The organism is Aerococcaceae bacterium DSM 111021 (assembly GCA_020112395.1).
In the GTDB taxonomy this organism is placed as follows: domain Bacteria; phylum Bacillota; class Bacilli; order Lactobacillales; family Aerococcaceae; genus Ruoffia.
Map to the genome: position 1 here is coordinate 672,470 of JACCEK010000002.1, position 24,124 is coordinate 696,593.

Genomic DNA, 24,124 nt, shown 5'->3' on the forward strand with positions numbered 1-24,124 from the left:
TTAACGAAGGAAAAGTATAGAATTCACCATTTATTGTGTGAATAATGTATTAATATAATATGTATTTGAGTGTATAAAAAAAGAATCAGCGGGGTTAAATCCACTGATTCTTTAAATTTGGTATTAACCCCAAACGCTATCTAAAATCATTGTTTGTTCACGGTCAGGTCCAACTGATAATGTTGCAATTTTAACTCCAACTAATTCGCTAATACGACGTACATAATTACGTGCATTTTGCGGTAAGTCTTCTAAAGTTTTTGCACCAGTAATATCTTCTGTCCAACCAGGTAATTCTTCATAAACTGGTGTACAGTCAGCAAGAATCTTTAAACTAGCTGGATAGTATTCAATACGTTCGCCAGCTGATGTTTCGTAAGCAGTACAAATCTTAATTGTATCTAAACCAGTTAATACATCAATTGAGTTTAGTGATAGATTTGTAATACCAGATACACGACGAGAATGACGCATTACTACTGTATCGAACCAACCAACACGACGTGGACGTCCAGTTGTTGTTCCGTATTCTCTACCTACTTCACGGATTTGTTGTCCAACTTCATCGAATAATTCTGTTGGGAATGGGCCATCACCTACACGTGATGTATAGGCTTTACACACACCAACAACAGTATCAATCTTAGAAGGTCCAACTCCACTACCAATCGTTACTCCACCAGCAACTGGATTTGAAGAGGTAACGAATGGATAAGTACCTTGATCGATATCTAACATAACACCTTGAGCACCTTCGAATAAAACACGTTTCCCTTGATCAATCGCATCGTTTAAAATAACTGACGTATCAGTTACAAACTTAGCAATTTCTTGACCATAAGCATAGTATTCTTCAAAAATATCATCAAACGATAAGGGTGCATTATCATAAACACGCTCAAATAATACATTCTTTTCAGCTAAGTTAACTTCTAAACGCTCTTTAAAGATTTCTTTGTCTAATAGATCAGCGATACGGATACCTACACGAGCAGCTTTATCCATATATGCTGGTCCGATACCTTTGATCGTTGTTCCGATTTTGTTATCACCTTTGGAATCTTCTTGAAGTTGATCCATTAAGATATGATAAGGTAAGATAACGTGAGCACGAGAAGAAATACGTAAACTACTTGTATCGACACCTTCATCTGCTAAATATTTTAATTCTTTAACAAGTGATTTTGGATTTACGACAACACCGTTTCCGATAACACTAATCTTGCTACTATCAAAGATACCAGAAGGAATTAAATGTAACTTATACGTTTTTTCATCAAATTGAATCGTATGACCTGCATTGTCTCCACCTTGATAACGTGCAATTACCTCAGCATTATTACTTAGAAAGTCGGTAATTTTACCCTTACCTTCGTCTCCCCATTGTGTTCCTACAACTACTACTGATGTCATTGTTAGATCTCCTTTTTATATAATAATATTTCAATCATTGGTATAATATGGCTCTACGCGACTACTAACATATCGTACCCGCTAATTATACCTCATTATCTGCTCAACTTCTTTAGATATTTGTAATGATAAGCAAAAGATGAAAAAGCAACTGAGATTAATGATACCTATAAAGCTTGGGTAACGATGATTGAATAATATTCAGTCTTCAATAATGAAATTGATGACGTTATTATCTCAAAGGCTAATAATATCATATCCGCGAAGACAATAAAACTAACAAGATGATCAAATTTTATAGAGACAGCAGGATGATTTCGACTCGTTAAATACTGAGCAATCAATAAACATTGGTATACCTTGTATTAAACATGATAAAAATATAACTATTCACAAAGTAGTAAGCAAGTAATTTGAATTACAATAAATTATTTTATTTATCAAAGTAAATACAGCCCTTTACGAAAGAATATTCTGTAAAGGGCTGTTATTAGTTTGTGGAATTATTTTGAAAAAGACCAGTAGTTGACACCTTCTGATAGTAGTACTTCTTCATCAATGCCTTGAACACTATACATTTTTTTGGGATCATCATTGGGATCATTGACGTATACTTTACCATCCTTGTAACCACGAATGACAATAATGTGACCAACTTCTGTAAAGAAACCAGGTACAACAGATGCGATAACGAGTTCACCATTATTAACTGCTTCCATGGCACTGTAAAAATTATTACCGTAATTAAAGAAGTCATAGTTATAATCCACCGCAAAATCATGGAAAATTTGCCATGATGTTCCAGCATTATCTACCCAATATGTTTCTTCACTCCATTCGAGGATTTCTTTTGGGTTCACATCACGTTCTTCGTAAGCAGCATGTACCATGGCAAGTGATAATATCGCACAGCCATTTTCACCTAATTGTTGAGTGGTATTGCTACCGTATTTTTCTGTACGCCAGTTGGCATCTTTTTGAAGATATAACGGGACATCAATTTGATTGCCAGCTGCTGCTGGTGTATTTGCTGCAGGGTAATCAGGTAAGAAAAGATAACCAAGCTCTTCAACATCAAGGTCATTTGCATAGATGGCAGCTAATATCTCATCTTGTGCATTAACTAGGTCATCGCCAAATTCAGATTGCGTTAGTTCTGCAATGGTGTCTTCCATTGCTTTATCTTTAGGCGAGTAGGTACTTAATGTTTCGGTTAAAGTCGGTGGTGCTGTGACAACGGGTTCTTCTTTAATCGATTCAGGTTTTTCGGCAACAATAGGTTCTGCGTGTAGAGGTAACAACTCTTCTTGAGTGGCCTGTTGTTGGTAATCAGCAATAATTAGATTGTTATTCGCTGTTAATTTATTTAAAAGTATAATTAAACTTAAACAAATGGCAATAAAAATAAGTGAGCCAATTGTTGCTATAGGCGTATAGTTACGCGATTTCGGCATGTTGCTAACTCCTTTATATAAAAAAACTCATTTTAAGTATTCTATAAGAGGATACGCTAAGTTGGTAGATAATTCCATAGTAAATAGCATGTATTTGGATATAGTAATGAAAGTTTAATATTTTATTCATAAAATGTGATTCAATGACTGCCATAAGTGGGTCAAAAAATGTGTGTGACATTTTGTAACAATTGCTGTTATAATATGTTTGCGAGAGAGTTCTCATCATCGTATAATAATTTTCTAAGAGAGGAGAATGGTGATGGCAAGAAAGGAATTTCGTAAGTCACTGGCTGTTTTTCCGATAGGGACGGTAATGGAGTTGACCGAATTGACAGCACGTCAAATTCGTTACTACGAACAGCAAGGTTTAATTGAGCCCCAACGTAGTGAAACCAACCGTAGACTATACTCTTTGAATGATGTTGATCGTTTATTAGACATCATCGACCTGATGGATGAAGGCATGACAATTAAGGGTATTAAGAATCGTTATGGATTTAATGAGAAGATTTCTAAAAGTACTGTACCTTTAACTGACCAAGATGTGCGACGTATCTTAAGGGATGAACTAGATTTTCAATCCAGGTTTGAGTAACCTATTAAAAGAGAGGATTTTGAAGCAATGACAAAATGGACTAAAGACAGTATTATTGCTGATGCACACGAAAACAACGTACACTTTATACGTTTAATGTTTACCGATATTAGAGGGACAATTAAGAATGTTGAAATCCCTCGAACTCAATTAGAAAAAGCATTAGATAATAATATGACATTTGATGGCTCATCAATCGAAGGATTTGTACGTATTGAAGAGAGTGATATGTACTTAATTCCAGATTATGATTCTTGGATGATTTTTAACTGGGATGTACCATCAGATGGAGGACGTATTGCTTGTTTAATCTGTGATGTAGATACGACGAAACGTGAACCGTTCTTAGGTGATCCTCGTGGGAATTTAAGAAGAATACTGAGTAGAATGGAAGAGTTAGGCTTTTCATCATTCAATTTAGGACCAGAACCTGAGTTCTTTTTACTGAAATTAGATGAAGATGGTAAGCCAACAATGGACTTAAACGATGATGGTGGTTATTTTGATTTTGCACCAACTGATTTAGGAGAAAATTGTAGACGTGATATTGTACTTGAGTTAGAGCGTTTAGACTTTGAAATTGAAGCGAGTCATCATGAAGTAGCGCCAGGGCAACATGAGATTGATTGGAAGTATAATGATGCTATTCGAGCATGTGATAAAATTCAATTATTTAAATTGATTGTTAAAACAGTCGCACGTCGTCATAATTTACATGCGACTTTTATGCCTAAACCGATTTACGGTGAAAGTGGATCAGGTATGCACTTTAATGTATCGTTATTCGACAAAGAGGGTAAGAATGCATTCTATGATGAGTCAACTTATGACCAATTATCAATGAATGCATATTACTTCATTGGTGGATTGATTAAACATGCGAGTGCTTATACTGCTATTTGTAATCCACTAGTGAATTCATATAAGCGTTTAGTTGAAGGGTATGAAGCACCGGTATATATTGCATGGAGTGAAAGAAACCGCTCGCCGTTAATACGAATCCCTTCATCTCGTGGGAATTCAACACGTGTTGAATTAAGAAGTGTCGACCCTTCTGCTAATCCTTATTTAGCTTTAGCTGTTATCTTACAAGCTGGTTTGGATGGTATTGAGAATAAGATTGAACCACCACATCCAATTGATCGTAATATTTATATGATGACACCAGAGGAACGTATTGCTGAAGGCGTGTTGGATCTTCCTTCATCATTACGCGAAGCGATTGCTGAATTTGAAGCAAATCCAATGATGAAAGATGCTTTAGGCCCTCATATTTCTGAAAACTTTATTGCAGAGAAAACGATGGAATTCGAGTCATATAAGAAACAAGTTACCCAATGGGAACTAGATAAGTACTTAATGATGTATTAAAAAATTAAATTACTGGAGCGAGTTATTCTTCTTGATTGAATAGCTCGTTCCCTTTTTGTTTGTTGAAGCCGGTTGCACATCGAATTTGAATATGCTATGATTTCTGTACAACACAAGGGGTGCTTCGGCTGAGATGGGATTTACCTGAACTCTATGAACCTGAATGAGTTAAGACTCGCGTAGGGATGTGAATTAGTAAAGTCAATGTATATTGGCGCTGTTTTTCGTTTGTGCGCCTATACCTTTATAGATTTCATTCAACCTGCCTTGATTCATGCACTTTGTGTCGTGAATATGAGGGAGGTTTTTTATTATGTCAAATTGTAGTATCGCTTTACAAATCCTACCAATGGGTACGGATCAAGAAACAACGTTGAAGGTTGTTGATTCAGTGATTGCTTTTATAGCATCTAAGACAGATCAATATGAAGTAGCAGCGTTCGAGACAACGATTCAAGGTGACTATGATGAATTGATGCCTATCTTGAAGGAAGCAATTCAAATTGCTTCAAAATCACATCACAAAATTTTTACTAATGTAAAGATTAGTTATGATACGAAAGGGCCAGTGTTAACCATTGAAGATAAAACTACAAAACATCGTCACTAATTACGCCCCGTGGATTCTTGGCATAAGCATTGTAATCTTCTGGGAAGTTGCGGCAATATTAGGTTGGTTGCCAGAATTTATTATTCCTGCTCCAAGTGAAGTGATTATTGCTTTAGTAGAAGATAGAGAGAATTTATGGATAAACAGTCAAGTGACACTTATCCAAGCTTTTATTGGGTTAGCGATTGGGATTGTATTAGCCTTCTTTCTTGCGATTATTATGGATGTTATACCATGGTTGCACCGGGCATTGTATCCAATGCTTGTGATTACTCAGACAATACCTACGGTAGCTATTGCGCCAATTCTAGTTCTTTGGCTAGGATACGATATGACCCCAAAGATTGTGCTCGTAGTTCTTACTACTCTGTTTCCAATTATTATTAGTATTTTGAACGGCTTTGCTCAAGCGGATAATGATGCGATTCAATTGCTTCAGTTAATGGGGGCAAATCGTTGGCAAATCTTACGTCACGTTAAATTACCTTCAAGTATGACGTATTTTTTGAGTGGTCTAAGGGTAAGTGTTTCTTACGCTTTTGTGAGTTCAGTTGTGGCAGAGTGGTTGGGTGGTTTTGAAGGACTCGGGGTGTATATGATTCAAACCAAGCGTGCTTTTGCTTACGACAAGATGTTTGCAGTGATTGTGTTAATTTCACTATTAAGCTTGTTCTTTATGGGAGTTGTGTCCTTCGTTGAAAAATACTTAACACCGTGGCGCTTTAATCAAATGAAGAGAATTAGAGGAGAAGAGTAATATGACGAATTTTTTTAAGAAATTAATGGGTGCTTTAATAATTAGTATCTCATTACTGATGCCTACGAATGCATCGGCTCAAGATGGACAAATTGAATTTATTTTAGATTGGGTACCTAATACGAATCATACTGGTTTGTATGTTGCTTTAGAAAAAGGATACTTTGAGGAAGCGGGAGTGGATGTGACTATTCGCAGACCGCCAGAGGGAAGTACGACAGAATTGGTTGGTTTAGGTCAGGCTCAGTTTGGTATTAGTTTTCAAGATAGTTTAGCAACCCGTTTAGCCGGCGGGCTTCCTGTTACTGCTGTTGCAACAATTGTGGAACACAATACGAGTGGGATTATTGCTCGAGAAGACAGTCAAATCACAATGCCTGTTGAGATGGAAGGACATACTTATGGTACGTGGAATGATCCCATTGAACTTGGGATGTTAGAGCATATTATTACAAGTGAAGGCGGAGATTACTCACAAGTTGAGTTAGTACCTAATCAAGCCGATAATTCTATTGTTGGTTTAGCGAATTCAATGTTTGAATCAGCATGGGTGTACTACGCTTGGGACGGTATGATGGCAGAGAATCAAGGTGTTTCTACGAATTTCTTTTATTTTAGAGATTATGCAGAAGAGCTGGATTTCTACTCTCCAATTATTATAGCTAACAATGATTACTTAGCGAATAGCCCTGAAGAAGCTTCTAAAGTGGTTCAAGCCATCAAACATGGTTACCAATATGCCATTGAGAATCCAGAAGAAGCGACGGATATTTTACTGCAACATGCACCCGAATTAGAAGGACAACGTGAATTCGTCTTAGCTTCTCAAGAATGGATTAATGAACGATATACGAGTGATCCAACAAATTGGGGTCAAATTGAAGAAGAACGTTGGAATGCTTTCTATAAGTGGTTATATGAGAGTGAGTTAACTGAAGTTGATTTAACTCAAGAGAGTTACTTCACGAATGAATTTTTAGGAGAATAATATGTTATCTATTCAAGACGTTGGTTTTCATTACGGAAACCATCAAGTGTTAAACAATATCAATATACAGCTACAAAAGGGCGAGACTGTTGCAATACTGGGCCCGAGCGGAGTTGGAAAGACGACACTTTTTAACCTTATCGCAGGAATTAATGACGTTCAGAAAGGGCAGATACAACTTGATGGATCAAAAGAAATCAAAGGTCAAATCAGTTATATGCTTCAAAAAGACATGTTGTATCCTCATTACACAGTGATTGAAAACATTATGTTACCACGAATCATTCAAGGTGAAGATAAGCGTCACGCACGTGAGCATGCTTTGAAGTTATTAGATATCTTTCAGTTAAAAGAATGGGCTAACTATTATCCTCATGCTTTGAGTGGAGGGATGAGACAACGTGTCGCTTTTATGAGAACAGCAGCCTTTGGAAGACAATGGTTGCTTTTAGACGAAGCCTTCAGTGCATTAGATGCAATTACAAGACGTCAACTTCATCAGTGGTTTATTGATTACCGTGAAAAAATGGATTGGTCGTCATTGATTATTACGCATGATGTGGATGAGGCCTTAATTCTGTCTAATCGCGTCTATATTATAAAAGGACAACCAGGGGAAATGACCTTTGAACTACCCGTTGATTTTAATCTTTATGATGTAGAGAAAGTGATTTTTGAGCCAGATTTTATTGAAGCGAAACGCCAATTATTGCAAGAATTAAATGAATAAAAAAGTAGCCAGGTGATTAAGTTTAGTCGCCTGGCTACTCTTTATTTTACTTATCAAAATTTAAGACGTTTAAGCCAGTAGACTCTTCAACTGAACGTTCAACGCTCCCGTTAATAATATGAATAAATACTTCACCAGCTCCACCAATAATAGCCTCATCTAGGTCTCCACCAAAAGCAATCCCTTTATTATCGCCAAAAGTTGCATGAAAATGACCATAGTAAGCCCCATCCATTTGGGTGACATTACCTAACAATGCAGTCAATTCTAAAAACTCATTGAATTCATTGATTTTGTAATCACCTGAATCGATATCGAAGATTCCAATTTTAGCACTTTCCGTAGCGCCGATGCCACTGACTGTCGCTAAAGTAACTTGTTCTTTTTCACAGGCTAATTGAATAGACTCTTTGACTTTGTCGCCACGATCTAAACGTAATACGATTGTCTGGTCAAAACGACGGTAATCCATATTTATCACTCCTCTTATCATTAAGATAACCAAATAAATTGTTAATCACAATTGAAAGGCTGTAGTTTAAGTTATTTTGTATGGAGTTGAATGTGTAATTGATGAACAACTTCAGATAAGTCAGGATCAGGACCAGCAACATTGGCATCTCGAATCACCTCTTGGATAGATAGGTTATGTACGGGAGACGGTTTAACGTTTAATTCTTTTAACCAGCTTGATAATTGTTTTGAAGAACTTGCATAAACAATCCGTCCTAATCCAACCCAAGCATGGGCAGCAGCACACATTGGGCAATGCTCACCAGAAGTATATACTATGGCTTTCGCTCTTTCTTCAGGTGTCATATTATCAGCAGCCCAACGTGCGATTTCAAACTCTGGATGTTGTGTGTGATCTCCTCCAGAGACATGATTATGATCTTCGAATAGGATATCACCGGCTTCTGAAACTAGAATTGAACCGAATGGTTCATCTCCCTTATTCAAAGCAGTTTCAGCTAGCTCGACGCAAATTTTCAGAAACTCTTTATCTTTTATTGATAGCATAATTAATCACTCCTTCTTTAAACTGAGTATAACAGGTACGCCACTAGAATTCGTCTGAAATGAATCCATTAGAAACTTATCACAATGCCTATTCGTTTTTGCTTTGTGATTAATGTGTTAAAATAAATATAATATATACAGTTTGAATATAATGAGAAGTGGGGTAATGGAATGGATAACGTAAATGGTGTATTAATGCAATATTTCGAATGGTACTTACCTGATGATGGTAAGCATTGGCAACGCTTAAAAGAAGATGCAAAACATTTAGCTTCGATTGGTATTACATCAGTGTGGATGCCTCCGGCATTTAAAGCGACTGGAACGGGGGACGCTGGTTATGGTGTTTATGATATTTTTGACTTAGGTGAATTCGATCAACATGGTAGTGTTCGTACAAAGTATGGAACAAAGGATGAATACTTGGATGCAATTAATGCGTTGAAAGAGAACGGGATTAAGCCGATTGCAGATATTGTCTTGAATCATAAAGCAAATGGGGATAAAAAAGAAACATTCACAGTAATGAAGATGGATCCAGAAAATCGTCAAAAACCTATCTCAGAACCTTATGAGATTGAAGGTTATACTCACTTTAAGTTCCCAGGAAGAAATAAAAAATACAATGATTTTGAATGGCATTGGTATCATTTCTCAGGAATTGATTATGATGCGCGTAATGATGAGACAGGAATTTTCCAAATCCAGGGGGAGAATAAAGGCTGGGCAGATAATGAAGATGTTGATGGCGAAAAAGGGAATTTTGACTACTTAATGTTTTCTGATATCGATTTTGACCATCCCGAAGTCATTCAAAACGTGAAAGACTGGGCAGCATGGTTTATTGAAACAACAGGTATATCCGGATTCAGACTTGATGCAATTAAGCATATCGACCGAGAAGTCGTTGCGAATTTAGTATCTATCTTAACGGATACCCTAGGAGCAGAGAATTTCTATGTGTTCGGCGAGTATTGGGTAGCTGATTATGAGTCAAAAGCGGATTACTTAGAAGATATAGATTATGAGTTTGACTTAGTAGATGTTAAATTACATATGAATTTCTTTGATGCGAGTCAAAAAGGTGAATCTTATGATTTAAGTACAATATTTGATGGAACACTAATGAAGGAAAATCCATGGAGTGCTGTAACTTTCGTTGAAAATCATGATACTCAGCGTGGACAATCATTAGAATCCTTTGTCGAAGATTGGTTCAAGCCCCTTGCTTATGGAATTATACTCCTTAGTGAGCAAGGTTTACCGACGGTCTTCTATGGTGATTACTATGGGGTAGAAGGTGACTTTGGGCAAACGAGCTTCCAAGAAACTATTGATAAGCTACTCTATATCCGTCGTACATTTGCATATGGTGAGCAATATAGTTATTTTGATGACCAGCATGTTGTTGGTTGGACTCGTCAAGGTAATGAATCATTCCCAGATGGTTTAGCTACTGTTATTAGTAACAATAGTGGTGGGGAGAAACGTATGCAAGTATCAACCGCTCAACCTGGTGAGATATTTGTTGATTATTTAGGTCATCATGAGGGTGAAGTAACGATTGAAGAGGATGGCTGGGGAACTTTCCCGGTGAATGGTGGATCAATTTCTGTTTGGGCTCCGCGTGATATTGAAGAACATTTAAATAATTAAATTCAGAAAAATAAAAACAATCAAAAACTAGAACCTTGTAGGTTTGTTAGAGAAATTAGAGTATAATGTGTTTCAGTTATTCCTAACAGATGACAAGGTTTTGGTTTTTATTTTAGTAAGTTCATATATTGTTCAGTATACTGTGATAGATTATTGAAAGAATTTTCATAAAATAATCATAGAAAATCAAACGGTTAGTCTCCATTTAGTGCTTGAAATTTGATAGAATAGAATATAGGAAACTGATAGAAAGAGGATGACAATGACAGATATGAAATTACGAGGCTTTGAAGTAGTCGAAGCTTACCATGATAAAGATATTCAAATACCACAACGTTCGACAACTCACGCAGCGGGTTATGATATTGAATCAGCCGAGACAATTGTTATTCCAAGTATGGTGAAGCAATTACTCGGTTATTTTGCTGGCAAATTCCGTACAATGTTTAACATTGCTTTTGCTAACCAAACTGAATTAGAGGAAGAGTCTTCATTACTTAAATCAACATTAGTTCCAACGGGACTTAAATCATACATGCAAGAAGATGAGTACTTACAAATTGTAAACCGTTCAAGCAATCCTTTAAAACGATTCTTAAGCTTACCTAATAGTATTGGTATTATTGATCAAGATTATTATGATAACGAGAAGAATGAAGGACATATTTATGTTCAATTAATCAATTATGGTTTAACAGACTTCACAATTCAAAAGGGCGATCGAATTGCTCAAGGAATCTTCACAAAGTTTCTAAAAACTGATGGCGATGAAGGCGGATTAGTTCAACGTACTGGTGGGTTTGGATCTTCAGATACTGAATAGATTAAAGGAGGTCAATAGTGGCTAAAAAGAAAATAATGTTTGAATGTTTAGCCTGCGGCTACGAAACTCCTAAATGGCTAGGTAAATGTCCCAGTTGTGGGGCATGGAATCAGATGGAAGAAAAACCAGCTGAGATTGTTGCTACAGAAGGTAAGGATCAAATTAAAGTTCATACATCAAAGCAACGTCAAGAAGGTGGAGCGCTAAAGTTGCACCAGATTGAATATACTCAAGAAGACCGTATGAGTACGGATTTTCAAGAGTTTGACCGCGTACTTGGTGGAGGTGTTGTTGAAGGCTCACTTGTTTTAATCGGTGGAGATCCTGGTATTGGAAAATCTACCTTACTTCTACAAGTTGCGATGCAACTCGCTCAAAAGCAAAAAATCTTGTATGTTACAGGAGAGGAAAGCTTCTCACAAATTAAGATGCGAGCAGAACGATTAGAGTTAGACAATGATGATTTCTATCTGTTAGCTGATACTAACTTAGCGTTAATTGCACGTGAGATTGAGCGATTAGAACCAGACATGGTTGTGATTGACTCGATACAAACGATGTCTATTCCTGATCATACAGGTGTGGCAGGTTCTGTATCTCAAGTACGTGAAGCAACATCAATACTAATGCGTATCGCAAAATCGAACCAAATTGCTATTTTTATAGTTGGTCATGTAACCAAAGAAGGTAATATTGCTGGTCCGCGTATGTTAGAGCATATGGTGGATACGGTATTATACTTTGAAGGCGAGAAGCATAATCGTTTTAGAATACTTCGAGCTGTAAAAAATCGTTTTGGATCTACTAATGAACTGGGTGTTTTTGAGATGTTGGATGTGGGACTGAAAGAAGTTGGTAATCCATCTCAGTTATTCTTGGAAGAACGTATACCTGGTGCAACTGGCTCTACAGTTGTAGCGGCACTAGAAGGAACGCGAACGATTTTAGCTGAGGTCCAGTCACTGATGACACCTACTGTATATGGAACAGCCAAGCGAACAGCAAGTGGTATTGATTATCAACGTATCTCGCTTTTACTTGCTGTGATGGAAAAGCACTGCGGTTTACTTGTTCAAAACCAAGATGCTTTCTTTAAGATAACGGGTGGTATTAAGCTTGATGAGCCGGCAATTGATTTAGCGATTGCGATGAGTATTGCTTCAAGCTACTGGAATAAACCAACCCAAGTTGATGACTGTTATATTGGTGAGATTGGCCTAACAGGAGAAATCCGTCGTGTTAGTCAAATTAAAGAACGCTTGAAAGAAACAGCTAAACTTGGCTTCAAACGTGTATTTATTCCGATGAATAATTATCAAGATTTAAAGGATGTCTTTGATATTGAAATTATTCCTGTTAAAACTATTCAAGAAGCTGTTAGGAAAGTTTTTCCACGCTAATTAGCGTGGATTCAGCTTCATTTAAACGTTATGTTAAAAATAAATAGGAGGTGAAATAATGTATAAAAGAATCATTATATTCTTATCCATTATTATTGGATTAAGTTTTGGGGTATCCATTGGCCCGCATCTTTGGGCTAATTTAAACATACGATTAAGCTACTTAAGTAATCCTTATATTAACGCTATTATTTTCGGACTATTATTCATTTTACTAGGTACATTGATAGCCCCTCTAATAGAAAAAGCTGTTAAACGACTTATGGAAAAAATTAATCAATTGTCGATTTCAAATCTAGTTTTAGGTTTAATTGGTATTTTAATCGGTTTAATTCTAGGGTATTTAATCGCATTACCATTTGCATCTTTAAACATACCATTTGTTTCGCAAGTTTTACCGGTAGTATTATCAGTGACACTAGCGTTGGTAGGTTACAATACGGCAACAAGTCGAAAAGAAGAATGGCGTAATTTTATTGGACAATTTGGGAAGCCAACAGTCGAACAAGAAGAAGACTCTGATAATCAAGTGTTAGATCGTAAGGCAGATGAGACGTTTAGAAAGTATAAGTTACTTGATACTAGTGTAATTATTGATGGGCGAATTGCAGATATCGTTCATACGAATTTCTTAGAAGGAACGTTAGTGATACCTAACTTTGTTCTTCAAGAATTACAATATATTGCGGATTCTGCTGATTCACTAAAACGAGCTAAAGGTCGTCGTGGACTTGATATATTGAATGAATTGCAGAAAAACGATGTTGTACCGATTGAATATTACGAAGGTGACTTTGAAGATATTGATGAAGTAGATAGTAAACTAGTTCGTTTAGCTAAATTAATTGATGCGGCGATTGTGACGAATGATTTTAACTTGAATAAAGTTGCTGAATTCCAAGCCATTCCGATATTTAATATCAATGAATTAGCGAATGCAGTGAAGCCTGTATTGATCCCAGGAGAAGAGCTTGAGGTATTAGTTATTAAAGCTGGTACTGAACGGAAACAAGGGGTAGCCTACTTAGAAGATGGTACAATGATTGTCGTTGAAGAAGGACAACACTTTATGAATGACCGTATACCTGTTGTTGTAACAAGTACGATTCAAACAGCAGCTGGTCGTATGATTTTTGCAAAACCAACACATTCAAGTGGAAGAATTGAAAACAACTAAATTTAAATATAAAAGGAGATAGAATCGAATGAGTTCTAAAATTCGTGTAAGATATGCACCAAGCCCTACAGGGGAATTACATATTGGGAATGCGCGTACTGCGTTATTCAATTATTTATTTGCTCGCCACAATGGGGGAGAGTTTATAATTAGAACGGAAGATACGGATACTCGCCGTAACTTAGAATATGGAGAAGCTAGCCAATTAGATAACTTAAGTTGGTTAGGTATTGATTGGGATGAGTCACCGATGAATCCTGGAGAATATGGACCGTACCGTCAGTCTGAACGACTAGATATTTACCAACCACTCATTGACCAATTACTTGAAGAAGACAAAGCCTATAAATGCTATATGTCAGAAGAAGAATTGGAAGTTGAACGTGAAGCACAACGAGCACGAGGAGAGATGCCACATTATGGTGGACAACATGCTCACTTAACTCAAGAAGAACGCGAAGCGTTTGAAGCAGAAGGACGCGTTCCAGCAATACGCTTCCGTGTCCCAGCAAATCAAGTCTATGAATTTGAAGATATGGTTAAAGGGAAAGTAAGCTTTGAGTCGAAGAACATCTCAGGTGACTGGGTTATTCAAAAGAAAGATGGTATGCCAACGTATAACTTTGCTGTAGCCGTCGATGATCATTTTATGGAAATTTCACACGTTTTACGTGGAGATGATCATATTGCTAATACACCAAAACAAATGATGATTTATGATGCATTTGGTTGGAACTACCCAGAGTTTGGTCACATGACTTTAATTGTTAATAGTGAAACAAACAAAAAATTAAGTAAACGTGACGGTGGAATCTTACAATTCATCGAACAATATCGTCGTTTAGGTTACTTACCAGAAGCAATGTTTAACTTTATTACATTGTTAGGTTGGTCACCAAAAGGCGAAGATGAAATCTTCTCTAAAGAAGAATTTATTAATATTTTTGATGTTGATCGTTTATCAACGTCACCTGCTGCTTTTGATGCTAAGAAATTAGAGTGGATCAACAACACATATGTTAAAGCTGCAAGCTTAGACGAAATTGTTGATTTATCATTACCTCACTTGCAAGAAGCAGGATTAATTGATGGTGAGCCTGACAAGAAAGAAATTGAATGGGCTCGTAAATTAGTAAGCCTATACCACGATGAAATGTCATATGGAGCACAAATCGTTGACTTATCTAACTTATTCTTCAATGAAGACTTACATATTGATGATGCGTCTAAAGAAGAGTTAAGCCAAGATACAGCGACTGTTGTGATTGATGCGATGGCTGAGAAATTAGAAGGTTTATCAGACACTGAGTTTGTGTCAGAAAACATTAAACCATTAACGAAAGAAATTCAAAAAGAAACGGGTATTAAAGGCCGTAAATTATTTATGCCTATCCGTATTGCGGTAAGTGGACAAATGCATGGACCAGATTTACCAAGTGTTATTGAAGTTTTAGGTAAAGAAAAAGCATTAAACCATATCAAACAAGTTAAAGCTCAAATGAATTAATAAGATTTTTAAATGGGAGGCCCGATTTTTCGGGTCTTTTTTAATATAGAAATTTTGAATAATGAAAGTAGTTTATCTGCTTATTCCGTACGTCACTATTCGCTTCTAAGGTGATTTCATGTGCCATTAAGAAGGACGATTTACCGCATTAGAATTTGCACAAGCGGTAGCGAGTTACAGATTCAATATGTAATCTCCCTTACATAAATGCAGTATTATTTTTATAAGTAGCTGAAGGTGTTCCAGTGACAACAATAAATTTACTGCCGTCACGGAAATATTAAGAACACTCTTTCTAACGCAATTATGAGATAATAAAAAGAATTAACTTGACACATTCTTATTTAAGGTGTAAATTATAATCAAATATTAATCAAGACATCACGAATTAAACACAATGAAGAGAAGAGTACTTGTTAATGACTAGTAAAGAGAGCCCGGTAGGTGAGAAAGGGTCTAGTTAAAGATAAAGAAGATGAGCTCTAAGTGGTTAGATGGTTAACGCTATCTAGACGGGTGCAACCGTTATATTGCCGAATCTCAGATTCTAAATCAGAATCTGGCATTGTTGAGGCAATTGTTGTAAAGCAATTGTGAATTAGGGTGGTAACACGGATAATCCGTCCCTTTGCTTTTAAAAGCAGAGGGGCGGATTTTTTTTGTTACCCTAAGTTCTTTGATTAAATACTTTAAAATACTAGGAGGAATTAACATGACAACATTAACAAAACGCACACGTTCACCATTTCGCTATGATGTGGTAGGAAGTTACTTGAGACCAGCAGAACTAAAGGATGCAAGAGCACAGTTTTCAGATGGAGAAATTACGAAAGAAGATTTAAAGGCAGTTGAGGATAAAGTAATTTTAGAACTGATTCAAAAACAAGAAGCAGTCGGACTTAAAGCCGTTACAGATGGGGAGTTTCGTCGCAGTTGGTGGCATCTAGATTTCTTTTGGGGATTAAATGGTGTTGAGAAAGTTGAAGATGGTGGTTACCAATTCCATGGAGAGTATACTCGAGCAGAGACAGCACGTTTATCGGGGCCTATCTCAGGAGAGAATCATCCCTTTGTTGAAGAATTTAAGTTTGTTCGTGATCATGTATCTGAAGGAATTGAAGTTAAACAAACATTCCCAGCACCCGCACAATTTATTGCAGAATTGCACCGACCAGAAAACTTAGCTTCAACCCGTGAATTTTACCCAACGAATGATGCTTTAGTTGAGGCTATTGCTAAAGCATACCAACAAGTAATCCAAGAATTATATGAAGCGGGAGCTCGGACAATTCAATTAGATGATTGTACTTGGGGAACGATAGTGTCAGAGAATCCTGAAGGAATCGCAACAAAAGATCAGTTAAACAGTGAAAATAAAGAAGAAGCTGAAAAAGCTCAAACACGTGAAAAATTAAAAGAATTATATATTACAGTAAACAATTTGGCTCTCGAGGGAGCACCCGAAGACTTAGTTATTAATACTCATGTATGTAGAGGAAACTATCATTCAGATTGGGCAACTGAAGGAGCATATAATGAAGTAGCAACTCCTTTATTCGATCGAGGGAACTATCAAGCTTATTTCTTAGAGTATGATACAGATCGTGCTGGAGGGTTTGAACCATTAGCGCATATCTCAGACGATAAAGTGGTAGTTTTAGGATTAGTTACATCAAAAGACGGGGTGTTAGAAGACCGTCAGACACTAATTGATCGTATTCATGAAGCAGCAGAATATGTTCCGTTAGATCGACTATGTCTAAGTCCACAGTGTGGTTTTGCTTCAACTGAAGAAGGGAATATCTTAACAGAAGAAGAGCAATGGGAGAAGATTAAGTTAGTCCAATCTGTTGCAGAGGAAGTATGGGGGTAAGTATATGACTCAAAATGATTTAGCTCATTTGTTATTGAACGCAACACGTGTTGATTTAAGCCATCAAGTGACGAATCTGATTCCAAGATTCTCATCATTTGAGATATTAAGTGAGAATATCTTATTTAATATTGACCCTGATGGATTTTATGCAAAAGAATATACGATCCCCACTCAATATGGCACACATATCGATGCGCCCATTCACTTTGCTACTGGTAAGAGAACGTTAGATGAATTAACGATGGATGAACTAATTCTACCTTTGTATGTCTTACACTTTGAAGATAAAGTAGAAAAGAATCATGATTTTACAGTGAGTACGTCGGATATTAAAGAGTATGAACGTGTTCATGGATCAATTCCAGAAGGAAGCTTCGTAGCCTTTTCTAGTGGATGGTCAAAACGTTGGGATGACCATGATGCATTCTATAATAAGGACGATGCAGGGGTAAGTCATACACCGGGTTGGTCGGTTGAAGCTTTGGAGTATCTACATAAAGAATGTAAAGTGACAGCGGTTGGTCATGAAACCTTAGATACAGATAGTGGCGTTGATTATGCTCGAACGAATGCACTTGCTGCTGAATACTATTGGCTAGCCCAAGATAAGTATCAAGTTGAAGTGATGAATAATTTACATGCATTACCTACACAAGGTGGAGTGATTATTGTTGCGCCCGTTAATGTGGTCGATTCACCCGGTTTTAGTGTTCGTGTATTTGCTTTAATACCTAATAAATAAGATAGAAATATGATTGCTTAACCACCACTAAACGAACCTGTTTATGTGGTGGTTTTTGCATAAGTAAAATGTTTAAACATCAAGAAACTTCATTATACTCTCCATAGGTAAACGTCGGCAATTATGATAAGATATGAATACATTAAATAAAGGAGTCAATAACAATGAGTATCCAATTATATAATACATTAACTAGACAGAAAGAAATATTTACACCACAACAAGAGAATGAAGTGACTTTTTATGTTTGTGGACCTACTGTATATAATTATATTCATATTGGGAATGCACGAAGTAGTGTTGCATTCGATACCATTCGTCGTTATCTTGAGTACCGTGGATATACGGTCAACTATGTATCAAACTTTACCGACGTCGATGATAAAATTATTAAAGCAGCAAAAGAAGAAGGCATGACACCTAAAGAGGTGGCAGACAAATATATTGAAGCATTTATGGAAGATACAGGCGCAATTAATATTAAACCTGCCAATAAATATCCCCGTGTAATGGACCATATTCAAGAGATAGTTGATTTCAACAAGCGTTTAATTGAAAAAGGGCATGCTTATGAAGCGGACGGAGACGTATATTTCCGTACTGATTCTTTTGAAAAATACGGAGAGCTTTCGCACATGTCTTTAGATGAATTGCGTGTTGGTGCAAGTGACCGTACGAATCAAGAAGAGCTAGATCGTAAAGAGAACCCAATCGACTTTGCTCTATGGAAGAAAGCGAAAGATGGCGAAATTAGCTGGTCATCTCCATGGGGAGAAGGACGTCCGGGTTGGCATATTGAATGTTCAGTTATGGCAACAAAGCACTTAGGTGAGACATTGGATATTCATGCAGGGGGGCAAGACTTAGAATTCCCTCATCACGAGAATGAGATAGCTCAATCAGAAAGTCATTATGATCAGAAATTTGCGAATTATTGGTTACATAATGGATTTGTAACTTTTGGTCAAGATGAAGAGAAGATGAGTAAATCCTTAGGTAACTTCGTATTACTTAGAGATTTAATCAATGCGGTTGATCCAATGGTAGTGCGTTACCTATTAGGTACGGTCCACTACCGTAGACCTTTAAAGTATGATGATGCGGCATTAGAAGATGCGAAGAACAACATTGCTCGTTTGCGCGAAGTACTACGACGTACAAGCTACCGTATTAATCAATTGGAAGAAACAGTGGATAGTATAGACACTAGCTGGATAGAGCGTGTAAACAAGATTGAAGAAGCATTTAAAGTAGCAATGGATGATGATTTCAACGCTGCTAATGGTATGACCGCTGTGTTTGAACTGGTTAAAGTGATAAATCACTATCTTGAAGAAGAAACCGTTGAAAAAGCAGTTCTAATTGAGATGAAAGATAAATTAAATGGATTATTAAGTATTTTTGGTTTAGTTCTTGAAAAAGATGAATTAGTTGACCAAACAATTCAAGCTTTAATCGATGAACGTAACCAAGCCCGAGTAGATCGTAATTTCCAACGTGCAGATGAAATTCGTGATGAATTGAAAGCACAAGGAATACTACTAGATGATACGCCGCATGGTACACAATGGAAACGAGAGAATTAATATGAATGAAAAAGCAAACTTATTAAATGGGGCAGCTTTAGCTTATATCGGAGATGCAGTTTACGAAGTATTTGTCCGTGACTATGTCTTGAGTAAAGGTGAGACAAGTCCTAATAAATTACATAAAGCGGCGGTAAAATTCGTTGAAGCGCGTGGCCAAGCAAGGGTTATGCAACATTGGTTATCTTTTGATGATTTTTTAACTCAAGAAGAGATAACAATGTACAAACGCGGTCGTAACAATAAGGCTAATACAAAAGCTAAAAGTGCATCAATAGGCGACTACCGTCAAGCAACCGGCTTTGAGTCATTAGTTGGATGGCTACACATGAGTCGTAAACAAGAACGACTTCAAGAGTTATTACAGGCAGCTGTAGAATATATCGAGGAGAACCAGGAGGGATAATATGTCAGCGAAACCACATAGAAAAAATAAGGACCCCAAAAAAACGCGGAATAACGAAGAAATATCACAGGATTCCGAATTTCAGTATGGAAAACACGTTATAATCAATTTATTAGAGTCAGAATCGCAAGTAAATAAAGTATTTCTGCAAAAGGGAATAGCTGGGCCTGCTATTACTGATATATTAAAACTAGTGAAACAACAAGGCATTGTATTCCAAGAAGTTCCAAAATCGAAATTAGATGATATGACAGATAATGCGAATCACCAAGGTGTTGTTGCCACTGTACCACCATTTGATTATTCAACGATTAATGATGCGTTTCAATTAGCTGAGTCGCAAGGTGTAACACCCTTCTTCCTAATCTTAGATGGGATAGAAGATCCACATAACTTAGGTTCAATCATTCGAACTGCCGATGCGGCAGGTGTTCATGGGATCATCATTCCAAAACGTCGTGCGGTTGGTATTACAGGTGTGGTAGCAAAAACATCGACAGGAGCTATTGAACACGTCCCAGTTATTCGTGTAACCAACTTATCACAAGCCATTACTGAGTTAAAAGAACGCGGTGTTTGGATTTTCGCCACAGCAATGGAAGGTGAAGATATGCGAACGTGGAATAGTGAAGGAGCGATTGCTCTTGTAATTGGTAACGAAGGGCAAGGCGTATCACAAAACATTTTGAAAAATGCAGATGGTACAGTGACTATCCCAATGGTTGGACATGTGCAAAGCTTAAACGCCAGTGTAGCAACTGCTGTGCTCGTTTATGAAGTTGCCAGACATCGTATACCAAAGATGTAAGGAGCGATAATATGCGCAGGAAAGAAGTCCTCTTTGTAGATGGATATAACATGATTGGTGCGTGGCCTGAATTAGATCAGTTGAAGAAACGTGATGAAATTCAAGGTGCAAGAGATTTGTTATTATTTGAACTTTCGAATTATCGTAAGTACCGAGACATTGAAGTGATTGTTGTATTTGATGCACAATTTGTACCGGGACTTACATCGACTTTTGAGGAATTTAATGTAACTGTTGTCTTCACGCAAGAAGGAGAAACAGCGGATAGTTACATTGAACGGACGGTAAAGGAACATATCAACGCATTAACGCGTGTCGTTGTCGCAACAAGCGATGCTGCTGAGCAGTGGATGGTCTTTCAACAAGGCGCGTTAAGACAATCAGCGAATGAGTTACTTTTGGAAGTGAATTATGCCAAGTCACAAATTCGAAGCGACGTCACCACTTTTTATGATTCACGCATTCGAAGACGAAGTCCTTGGGATGTGGATCATCTTGAGCAACTTGACCGATTGCGTGAACAAATAGAAGGCCAAAAGGACTAATTACCCCGATAATATAACTGCCACTGTGTCATCCTATTCTAAAAAGGGAAGGATACAGAGTGACTATGAAGACAATGACGATTGAGGATTTGGTTGTAGTATTAAAAAAAGGATTTAATACAGATATTTTTGTACATGTTGTAGATCGATATTTACCCTTATATAAAAGTTGCTTTAATCAAATTAAAGTTCCAAATTATGATTTTGAAGATTATTATCAAGAAGGTCAGATTGTAATGCTAGAAGCGATTGAAATGTTTGATACAACAAAACAAGAACGTTTTTCAGGCTTCTATAAATTATTATATAAGAACAGAATCATCAATCTCTGTCGCGCCGATCAAGCATACAAACGTGGTGGAGGGATAAGAGAGCTGCCTCTCGAGTATTATAATAGTCGAAATCAAGATGAGTTTAGCATGCTTGATATGATTGAGAATCATTATCATATATCAGCTTCTGATTTACTTGATTTAAAAGAAGCACATGAAGTTTTTTTAAATTCATTGTCATCTTTAGAGCGCAGAGTATTCTTAAATTATTTAAAGGGAGCTAGCACTAAAGAGATAGCAAGGCAGTTAGATATTAGTGAAACACAAGTTCAAAGTGCGCATGATCGCTGTAAACGGAAGTTAAAATATACATATTCGATTGATTAACTCATGAAAACAAGAATATTATTCTAACTTATGCAATCAGTACTTGACAATGGTAGGTACTTTTCATTATGATTTATTGTGATGTAAAGTCGAAATTATAATAGGAGGGGTTGCATATGGCACAGAGAAATGCAGCTTTGGCATGTACAGAGTGTGGCCAACGCAATTACCAAATGACACCGACACAAACGGGTCAATCTGTTCGTCTAGAACTTAAAAAGTTCTGTCGATACTGTAACAAGCATACAATACATAAAGAAACTAAGTAGATAGGTGGAATAGAATGAACTACATTAAATCAGTCGGAAACGAAATGAAAAAAGTAAGTTGGCCATCAGTTAAAGAAGTCAATCGCTTTACTTGGATCGTTATTATCTTTGTCGTTATTTTTGCGTCATATTTTGCATTAACTGATGAAGTATTCTCATCAATGATGGATTGGTTATTTAGTATCTAAGTAAAAAGAGAGTGATTTCTAGTTTTTTTATAGTAATCCTTGAACTATTAATGGTATACTTGACACAAGGAACGAACCTACTGTTTTGTAGGTTTTTTATTTTGAGAATTTTTTGAAAGGAGTTCAATATGGAATCAAATAAAGCATGGTATGTTCTACATACTTATTCAGGATATGAAAATAAAGTTAAAGAAAATATTGATTTACGTAAAGACAGTATGGCAATGGGGGAAAATATCTTCCGTGTTGTTGTACCAGAGCAAGAAGTTACAGAGATGAAAGACGGCGAGCCAAAAACTAAAACACAAAAAACATTCCCAGGTTATGTGTTAGTAGAGATGGTTATGTCGGATGACGCTTGGTTTATTGTACGTAATACCCCAGGAGTAACAGGATTTGTTGGCTCGCATGGTGCTGGTAGTAAGCCTGCTCCACTTTTAGAAGAAGAGATTGCTTATATTCTAGGTGACGGTGCACAACCTAAAGAACCTATCGACTTAAATGTTAAAGTTGGGGATCGTGTTGAGATTACAGATGGCGCGTTCTCAGGTCTTGCAGGGGTTGTTGAAGAAGTGAGTGCTGAGCATCAAAAAGTTAAAGTTCTTATTGAAATGTTCGGTCGTGAGACAGTAGCTGAACTAGAATTCAACCAAATTAAAGAAGAACAACTATAACTAGCGACTAAATTACGATAGTTAGGAGTACGCATTATATGAATTCATTTCATAAATATTATAGATGGGCAGTGCCAGTATTCTTCATATTATTATTATTGATAAACTATTTGAGTTCGGCAGGCATTATGTTGCCAGCAACTCAAGCTGAAGTATCGGATAAATATGTGAACTTATTTGCACCTGCTGGAATTACTTTTTCAATTTGGGCCGTTATCTATATCGGAATGGGTCTAACAATCAGTATCGACTTTATTAGACCTAAAGGTGACAAATTCGGTATGTATTATCGTCAATTAATTCTACCTCGTATGGTAGAATGGGTTGCTTTGAATATTGTATGGGTCATTTGTTGGAGTAACGAATGGTTACTTGCATCACTTATCGTTATTCTATTATATGCAACGCGTATTATGAAAAGCGTTGAAGCGATTAGTGCAACACCCGTATTAAGAGAGAATCCATGGTATTTAAAATATCCAATGGGCTTGCATTTTGGTTGGTTATTAGTTGCTAGTATGGCTAACTTAACAACTTATACAGTCAGTCAGGGCGTTGACCTGACAGGATTATTAGGTATTATTTGGACCGTTGCATTGATGATTATTGTTGTAGCGCTCTCAGCCTACTACTATATGAAGTTAGGTAATGAGATGATTATGCCGGCTGCATTATGGACGTTAGTGGGGATATTCTTAAACCACAGTCCGTTTTCATCCTTCGAGCACAAAGAAGTATCGATTATGTATATAACAGTTGTTATTTTTGTTATAAGTGCAGTTGGGTTTGTTCAATTGTTCCGACTTCAAAAAGAGCAACGCGCTGAAAGAGAAAATAAAAATAGATAATTCAAAACGAGATGGGCCT

General features: G+C 36.8%; 26 protein-coding genes, 1 riboswitch and 1 other annotated feature. Of the genes, 22 read left to right on the forward strand and 4 right to left on the reverse strand.

What is annotated here, in order from left to right; all coding sequences use genetic code 11:
* Positions 1–123: 123 nt before the first annotated feature.
* Together HYQ40_09420 and HYQ40_09425 are read right to left on the reverse strand one after the other, a co-directional pair.
* On the reverse strand, positions 124–1,413 hold the full coding sequence (locus tag HYQ40_09420; protein ID MBZ6527996.1) for an adenylosuccinate synthase: 1,290 nt from the start codon (positions 1,411–1,413) through the stop codon (positions 124–126).
* A gap of 503 nt (positions 1,414–1,916) precedes the next feature.
* Complete coding sequence (locus HYQ40_09425) at positions 1,917–2,867, reverse strand: C39 family peptidase (protein MBZ6527997.1); 951 nt, start codon at positions 2,865–2,867, stop codon at positions 1,917–1,919.
* 262 nt (positions 2,868–3,129) lie between these two features.
* Here HYQ40_09425 and HYQ40_09430 point away from each other — a divergent pair, with 262 nt between their 5' ends.
* The 6 genes from HYQ40_09430 to HYQ40_09455 all read left to right on the forward strand — a co-directional run bounded on the left by HYQ40_09430 (position 3,130) and on the right by HYQ40_09455 (position 7,921).
* A complete protein-coding gene (locus HYQ40_09430) occupies positions 3,130–3,465 on the forward strand; it encodes a MerR family transcriptional regulator (protein MBZ6527998.1) in 336 nt (111 codons plus the stop codon).
* Positions 3,466–3,492: 27 nt separating this feature from the next.
* Positions 3,493–4,836, forward strand: coding sequence for a type I glutamate--ammonia ligase (gene glnA, locus HYQ40_09435; protein ID MBZ6527999.1), 1,344 nt, complete (start codon positions 3,493–3,495; stop codon positions 4,834–4,836).
* 105 nt (positions 4,837–4,941) lie between these two features.
* A riboswitch (TPP riboswitch) is annotated at positions 4,942–5,039 on the forward strand.
* Positions 5,040–5,149: 110 nt separating this feature from the next.
* Positions 5,150–5,446, forward strand: a complete 297-nt coding sequence (locus tag HYQ40_09440; GenBank protein MBZ6528000.1) for a thiamine-binding protein — start codon at positions 5,150–5,152, stop codon at positions 5,444–5,446.
* A 28-nt stretch (positions 5,447–5,474) separates the two neighbouring features.
* The gene (locus HYQ40_09445; protein MBZ6528001.1) at positions 5,475–6,203 is read left to right on the forward strand and encodes an ABC transporter permease; all 729 of its coding nucleotides are present in this window, start codon (positions 5,475–5,477) and stop codon (positions 6,201–6,203) included.
* Between the two features lies 1 nt (position 6,204).
* Entirely contained in the window at positions 6,205–7,191 is a 987-nt protein-coding gene (locus HYQ40_09450) for an ABC transporter substrate-binding protein (GenBank protein MBZ6528002.1), read from the forward strand.
* A gap of 1 nt (position 7,192) precedes the next feature.
* Positions 7,193–7,921 (forward strand): ABC transporter ATP-binding protein, encoded by a 729-nt coding sequence (locus tag HYQ40_09455; protein MBZ6528003.1) that lies wholly within the window; start codon positions 7,193–7,195, stop codon positions 7,919–7,921.
* 46 nt (positions 7,922–7,967) lie between these two features.
* Here the strand turns inward: HYQ40_09455 and HYQ40_09460 are convergent, their stop codons facing one another.
* Complete coding sequence (locus tag HYQ40_09460; GenBank protein MBZ6528004.1) at positions 7,968–8,393, reverse strand: DUF296 domain-containing protein; 426 nt, start codon at positions 8,391–8,393, stop codon at positions 7,968–7,970.
* Positions 8,394–8,464: 71 nt separating this feature from the next.
* The gene (locus tag HYQ40_09465) at positions 8,465–8,941 is read right to left on the reverse strand and encodes a nucleoside deaminase (GenBank protein MBZ6528005.1); all 477 of its coding nucleotides are present in this window, start codon (positions 8,939–8,941) and stop codon (positions 8,465–8,467) included.
* Positions 8,942–9,112: 171 nt separating this feature from the next.
* Between HYQ40_09465 and HYQ40_09470 the strand changes: the two genes are divergently transcribed.
* From HYQ40_09470 to HYQ40_09545, 16 genes are all read left to right on the forward strand, one after another.
* Positions 9,113–10,597, forward strand: coding sequence for an alpha-amylase (locus tag HYQ40_09470; GenBank protein ID MBZ6528006.1), 1,485 nt, complete (start codon positions 9,113–9,115; stop codon positions 10,595–10,597).
* Positions 10,598–10,868: 271 nt separating this feature from the next.
* Complete coding sequence (locus tag HYQ40_09475) at positions 10,869–11,420, forward strand: dUTP diphosphatase (GenBank protein MBZ6528007.1); 552 nt, start codon at positions 10,869–10,871, stop codon at positions 11,418–11,420.
* 17 nt (positions 11,421–11,437) lie between these two features.
* Complete coding sequence (gene radA, locus HYQ40_09480; protein MBZ6528008.1) at positions 11,438–12,820, forward strand: DNA repair protein RadA; 1,383 nt, start codon at positions 11,438–11,440, stop codon at positions 12,818–12,820.
* A gap of 58 nt (positions 12,821–12,878) precedes the next feature.
* Positions 12,879–13,997: a PIN domain nuclease gene (locus tag HYQ40_09485; protein MBZ6528009.1), complete on the forward strand. Its 1,119-nt coding sequence runs from the start codon at positions 12,879–12,881 to the stop codon at positions 13,995–13,997.
* Between the two features lie 28 nt (positions 13,998–14,025).
* Positions 14,026–15,504 carry a glutamate--tRNA ligase gene (locus tag HYQ40_09490; GenBank protein ID MBZ6528010.1) on the forward strand — a complete coding sequence of 493 codons (1,479 nt, stop codon included), beginning with the start codon at positions 14,026–14,028 and terminating at the stop codon, positions 15,502–15,504.
* Positions 15,505–15,892: 388 nt separating this feature from the next.
* Positions 15,893–16,135 (forward strand) — a binding site (T-box leader).
* Between the two features lie 81 nt (positions 16,136–16,216).
* Positions 16,217–17,377, forward strand: a complete 1,161-nt coding sequence (locus HYQ40_09495) for a 5-methyltetrahydropteroyltriglutamate--homocysteine S-methyltransferase (GenBank protein MBZ6528011.1) — start codon at positions 16,217–16,219, stop codon at positions 17,375–17,377.
* A gap of 4 nt (positions 17,378–17,381) precedes the next feature.
* Entirely contained in the window at positions 17,382–18,122 is a 741-nt protein-coding gene (locus tag HYQ40_09500; GenBank protein MBZ6528012.1) for a cyclase family protein, read from the forward strand.
* Between the two features lie 164 nt (positions 18,123–18,286).
* Positions 18,287–19,708, forward strand: a complete 1,422-nt coding sequence (locus HYQ40_09505) for a cysteine--tRNA ligase (GenBank protein ID MBZ6528013.1) — start codon at positions 18,287–18,289, stop codon at positions 19,706–19,708.
* Position 19,709: 1 nt separating this feature from the next.
* Positions 19,710–20,114: a ribonuclease III gene (locus HYQ40_09510; protein ID MBZ6528014.1), complete on the forward strand. Its 405-nt coding sequence runs from the start codon at positions 19,710–19,712 to the stop codon at positions 20,112–20,114.
* Between the two features lies 1 nt (position 20,115).
* Complete coding sequence (gene rlmB, locus HYQ40_09515; GenBank protein MBZ6528015.1) at positions 20,116–20,922, forward strand: 23S rRNA (guanosine(2251)-2'-O)-methyltransferase RlmB; 807 nt, start codon at positions 20,116–20,118, stop codon at positions 20,920–20,922.
* 11 nt (positions 20,923–20,933) lie between these two features.
* Positions 20,934–21,467 (forward strand): NYN domain-containing protein, encoded by a 534-nt coding sequence (locus HYQ40_09520; protein ID MBZ6528016.1) that lies wholly within the window; start codon positions 20,934–20,936, stop codon positions 21,465–21,467.
* A 59-nt stretch (positions 21,468–21,526) separates the two neighbouring features.
* Positions 21,527–22,126: a sigma-70 family RNA polymerase sigma factor gene (locus HYQ40_09525; protein MBZ6528017.1), complete on the forward strand. Its 600-nt coding sequence runs from the start codon at positions 21,527–21,529 to the stop codon at positions 22,124–22,126.
* Positions 22,127–22,242: 116 nt separating this feature from the next.
* Positions 22,243–22,395 (forward strand): 50S ribosomal protein L33, encoded by a 153-nt coding sequence (rpmG, locus tag HYQ40_09530; GenBank protein MBZ6528018.1) that lies wholly within the window; start codon positions 22,243–22,245, stop codon positions 22,393–22,395.
* Between the two features lie 14 nt (positions 22,396–22,409).
* Positions 22,410–22,583: a preprotein translocase subunit SecE gene (gene secE, locus HYQ40_09535; GenBank protein MBZ6528019.1), complete on the forward strand. Its 174-nt coding sequence runs from the start codon at positions 22,410–22,412 to the stop codon at positions 22,581–22,583.
* Positions 22,584–22,711: 128 nt separating this feature from the next.
* A complete protein-coding gene (gene nusG / locus HYQ40_09540; protein ID MBZ6528020.1) occupies positions 22,712–23,257 on the forward strand; it encodes a transcription termination/antitermination protein NusG in 546 nt (181 codons plus the stop codon).
* A 38-nt stretch (positions 23,258–23,295) separates the two neighbouring features.
* Positions 23,296–24,105, forward strand: a complete 810-nt coding sequence (locus tag HYQ40_09545; protein ID MBZ6528021.1) for a hypothetical protein — start codon at positions 23,296–23,298, stop codon at positions 24,103–24,105.
* The last annotated feature ends 19 nt before the right edge of the window (positions 24,106–24,124 follow it).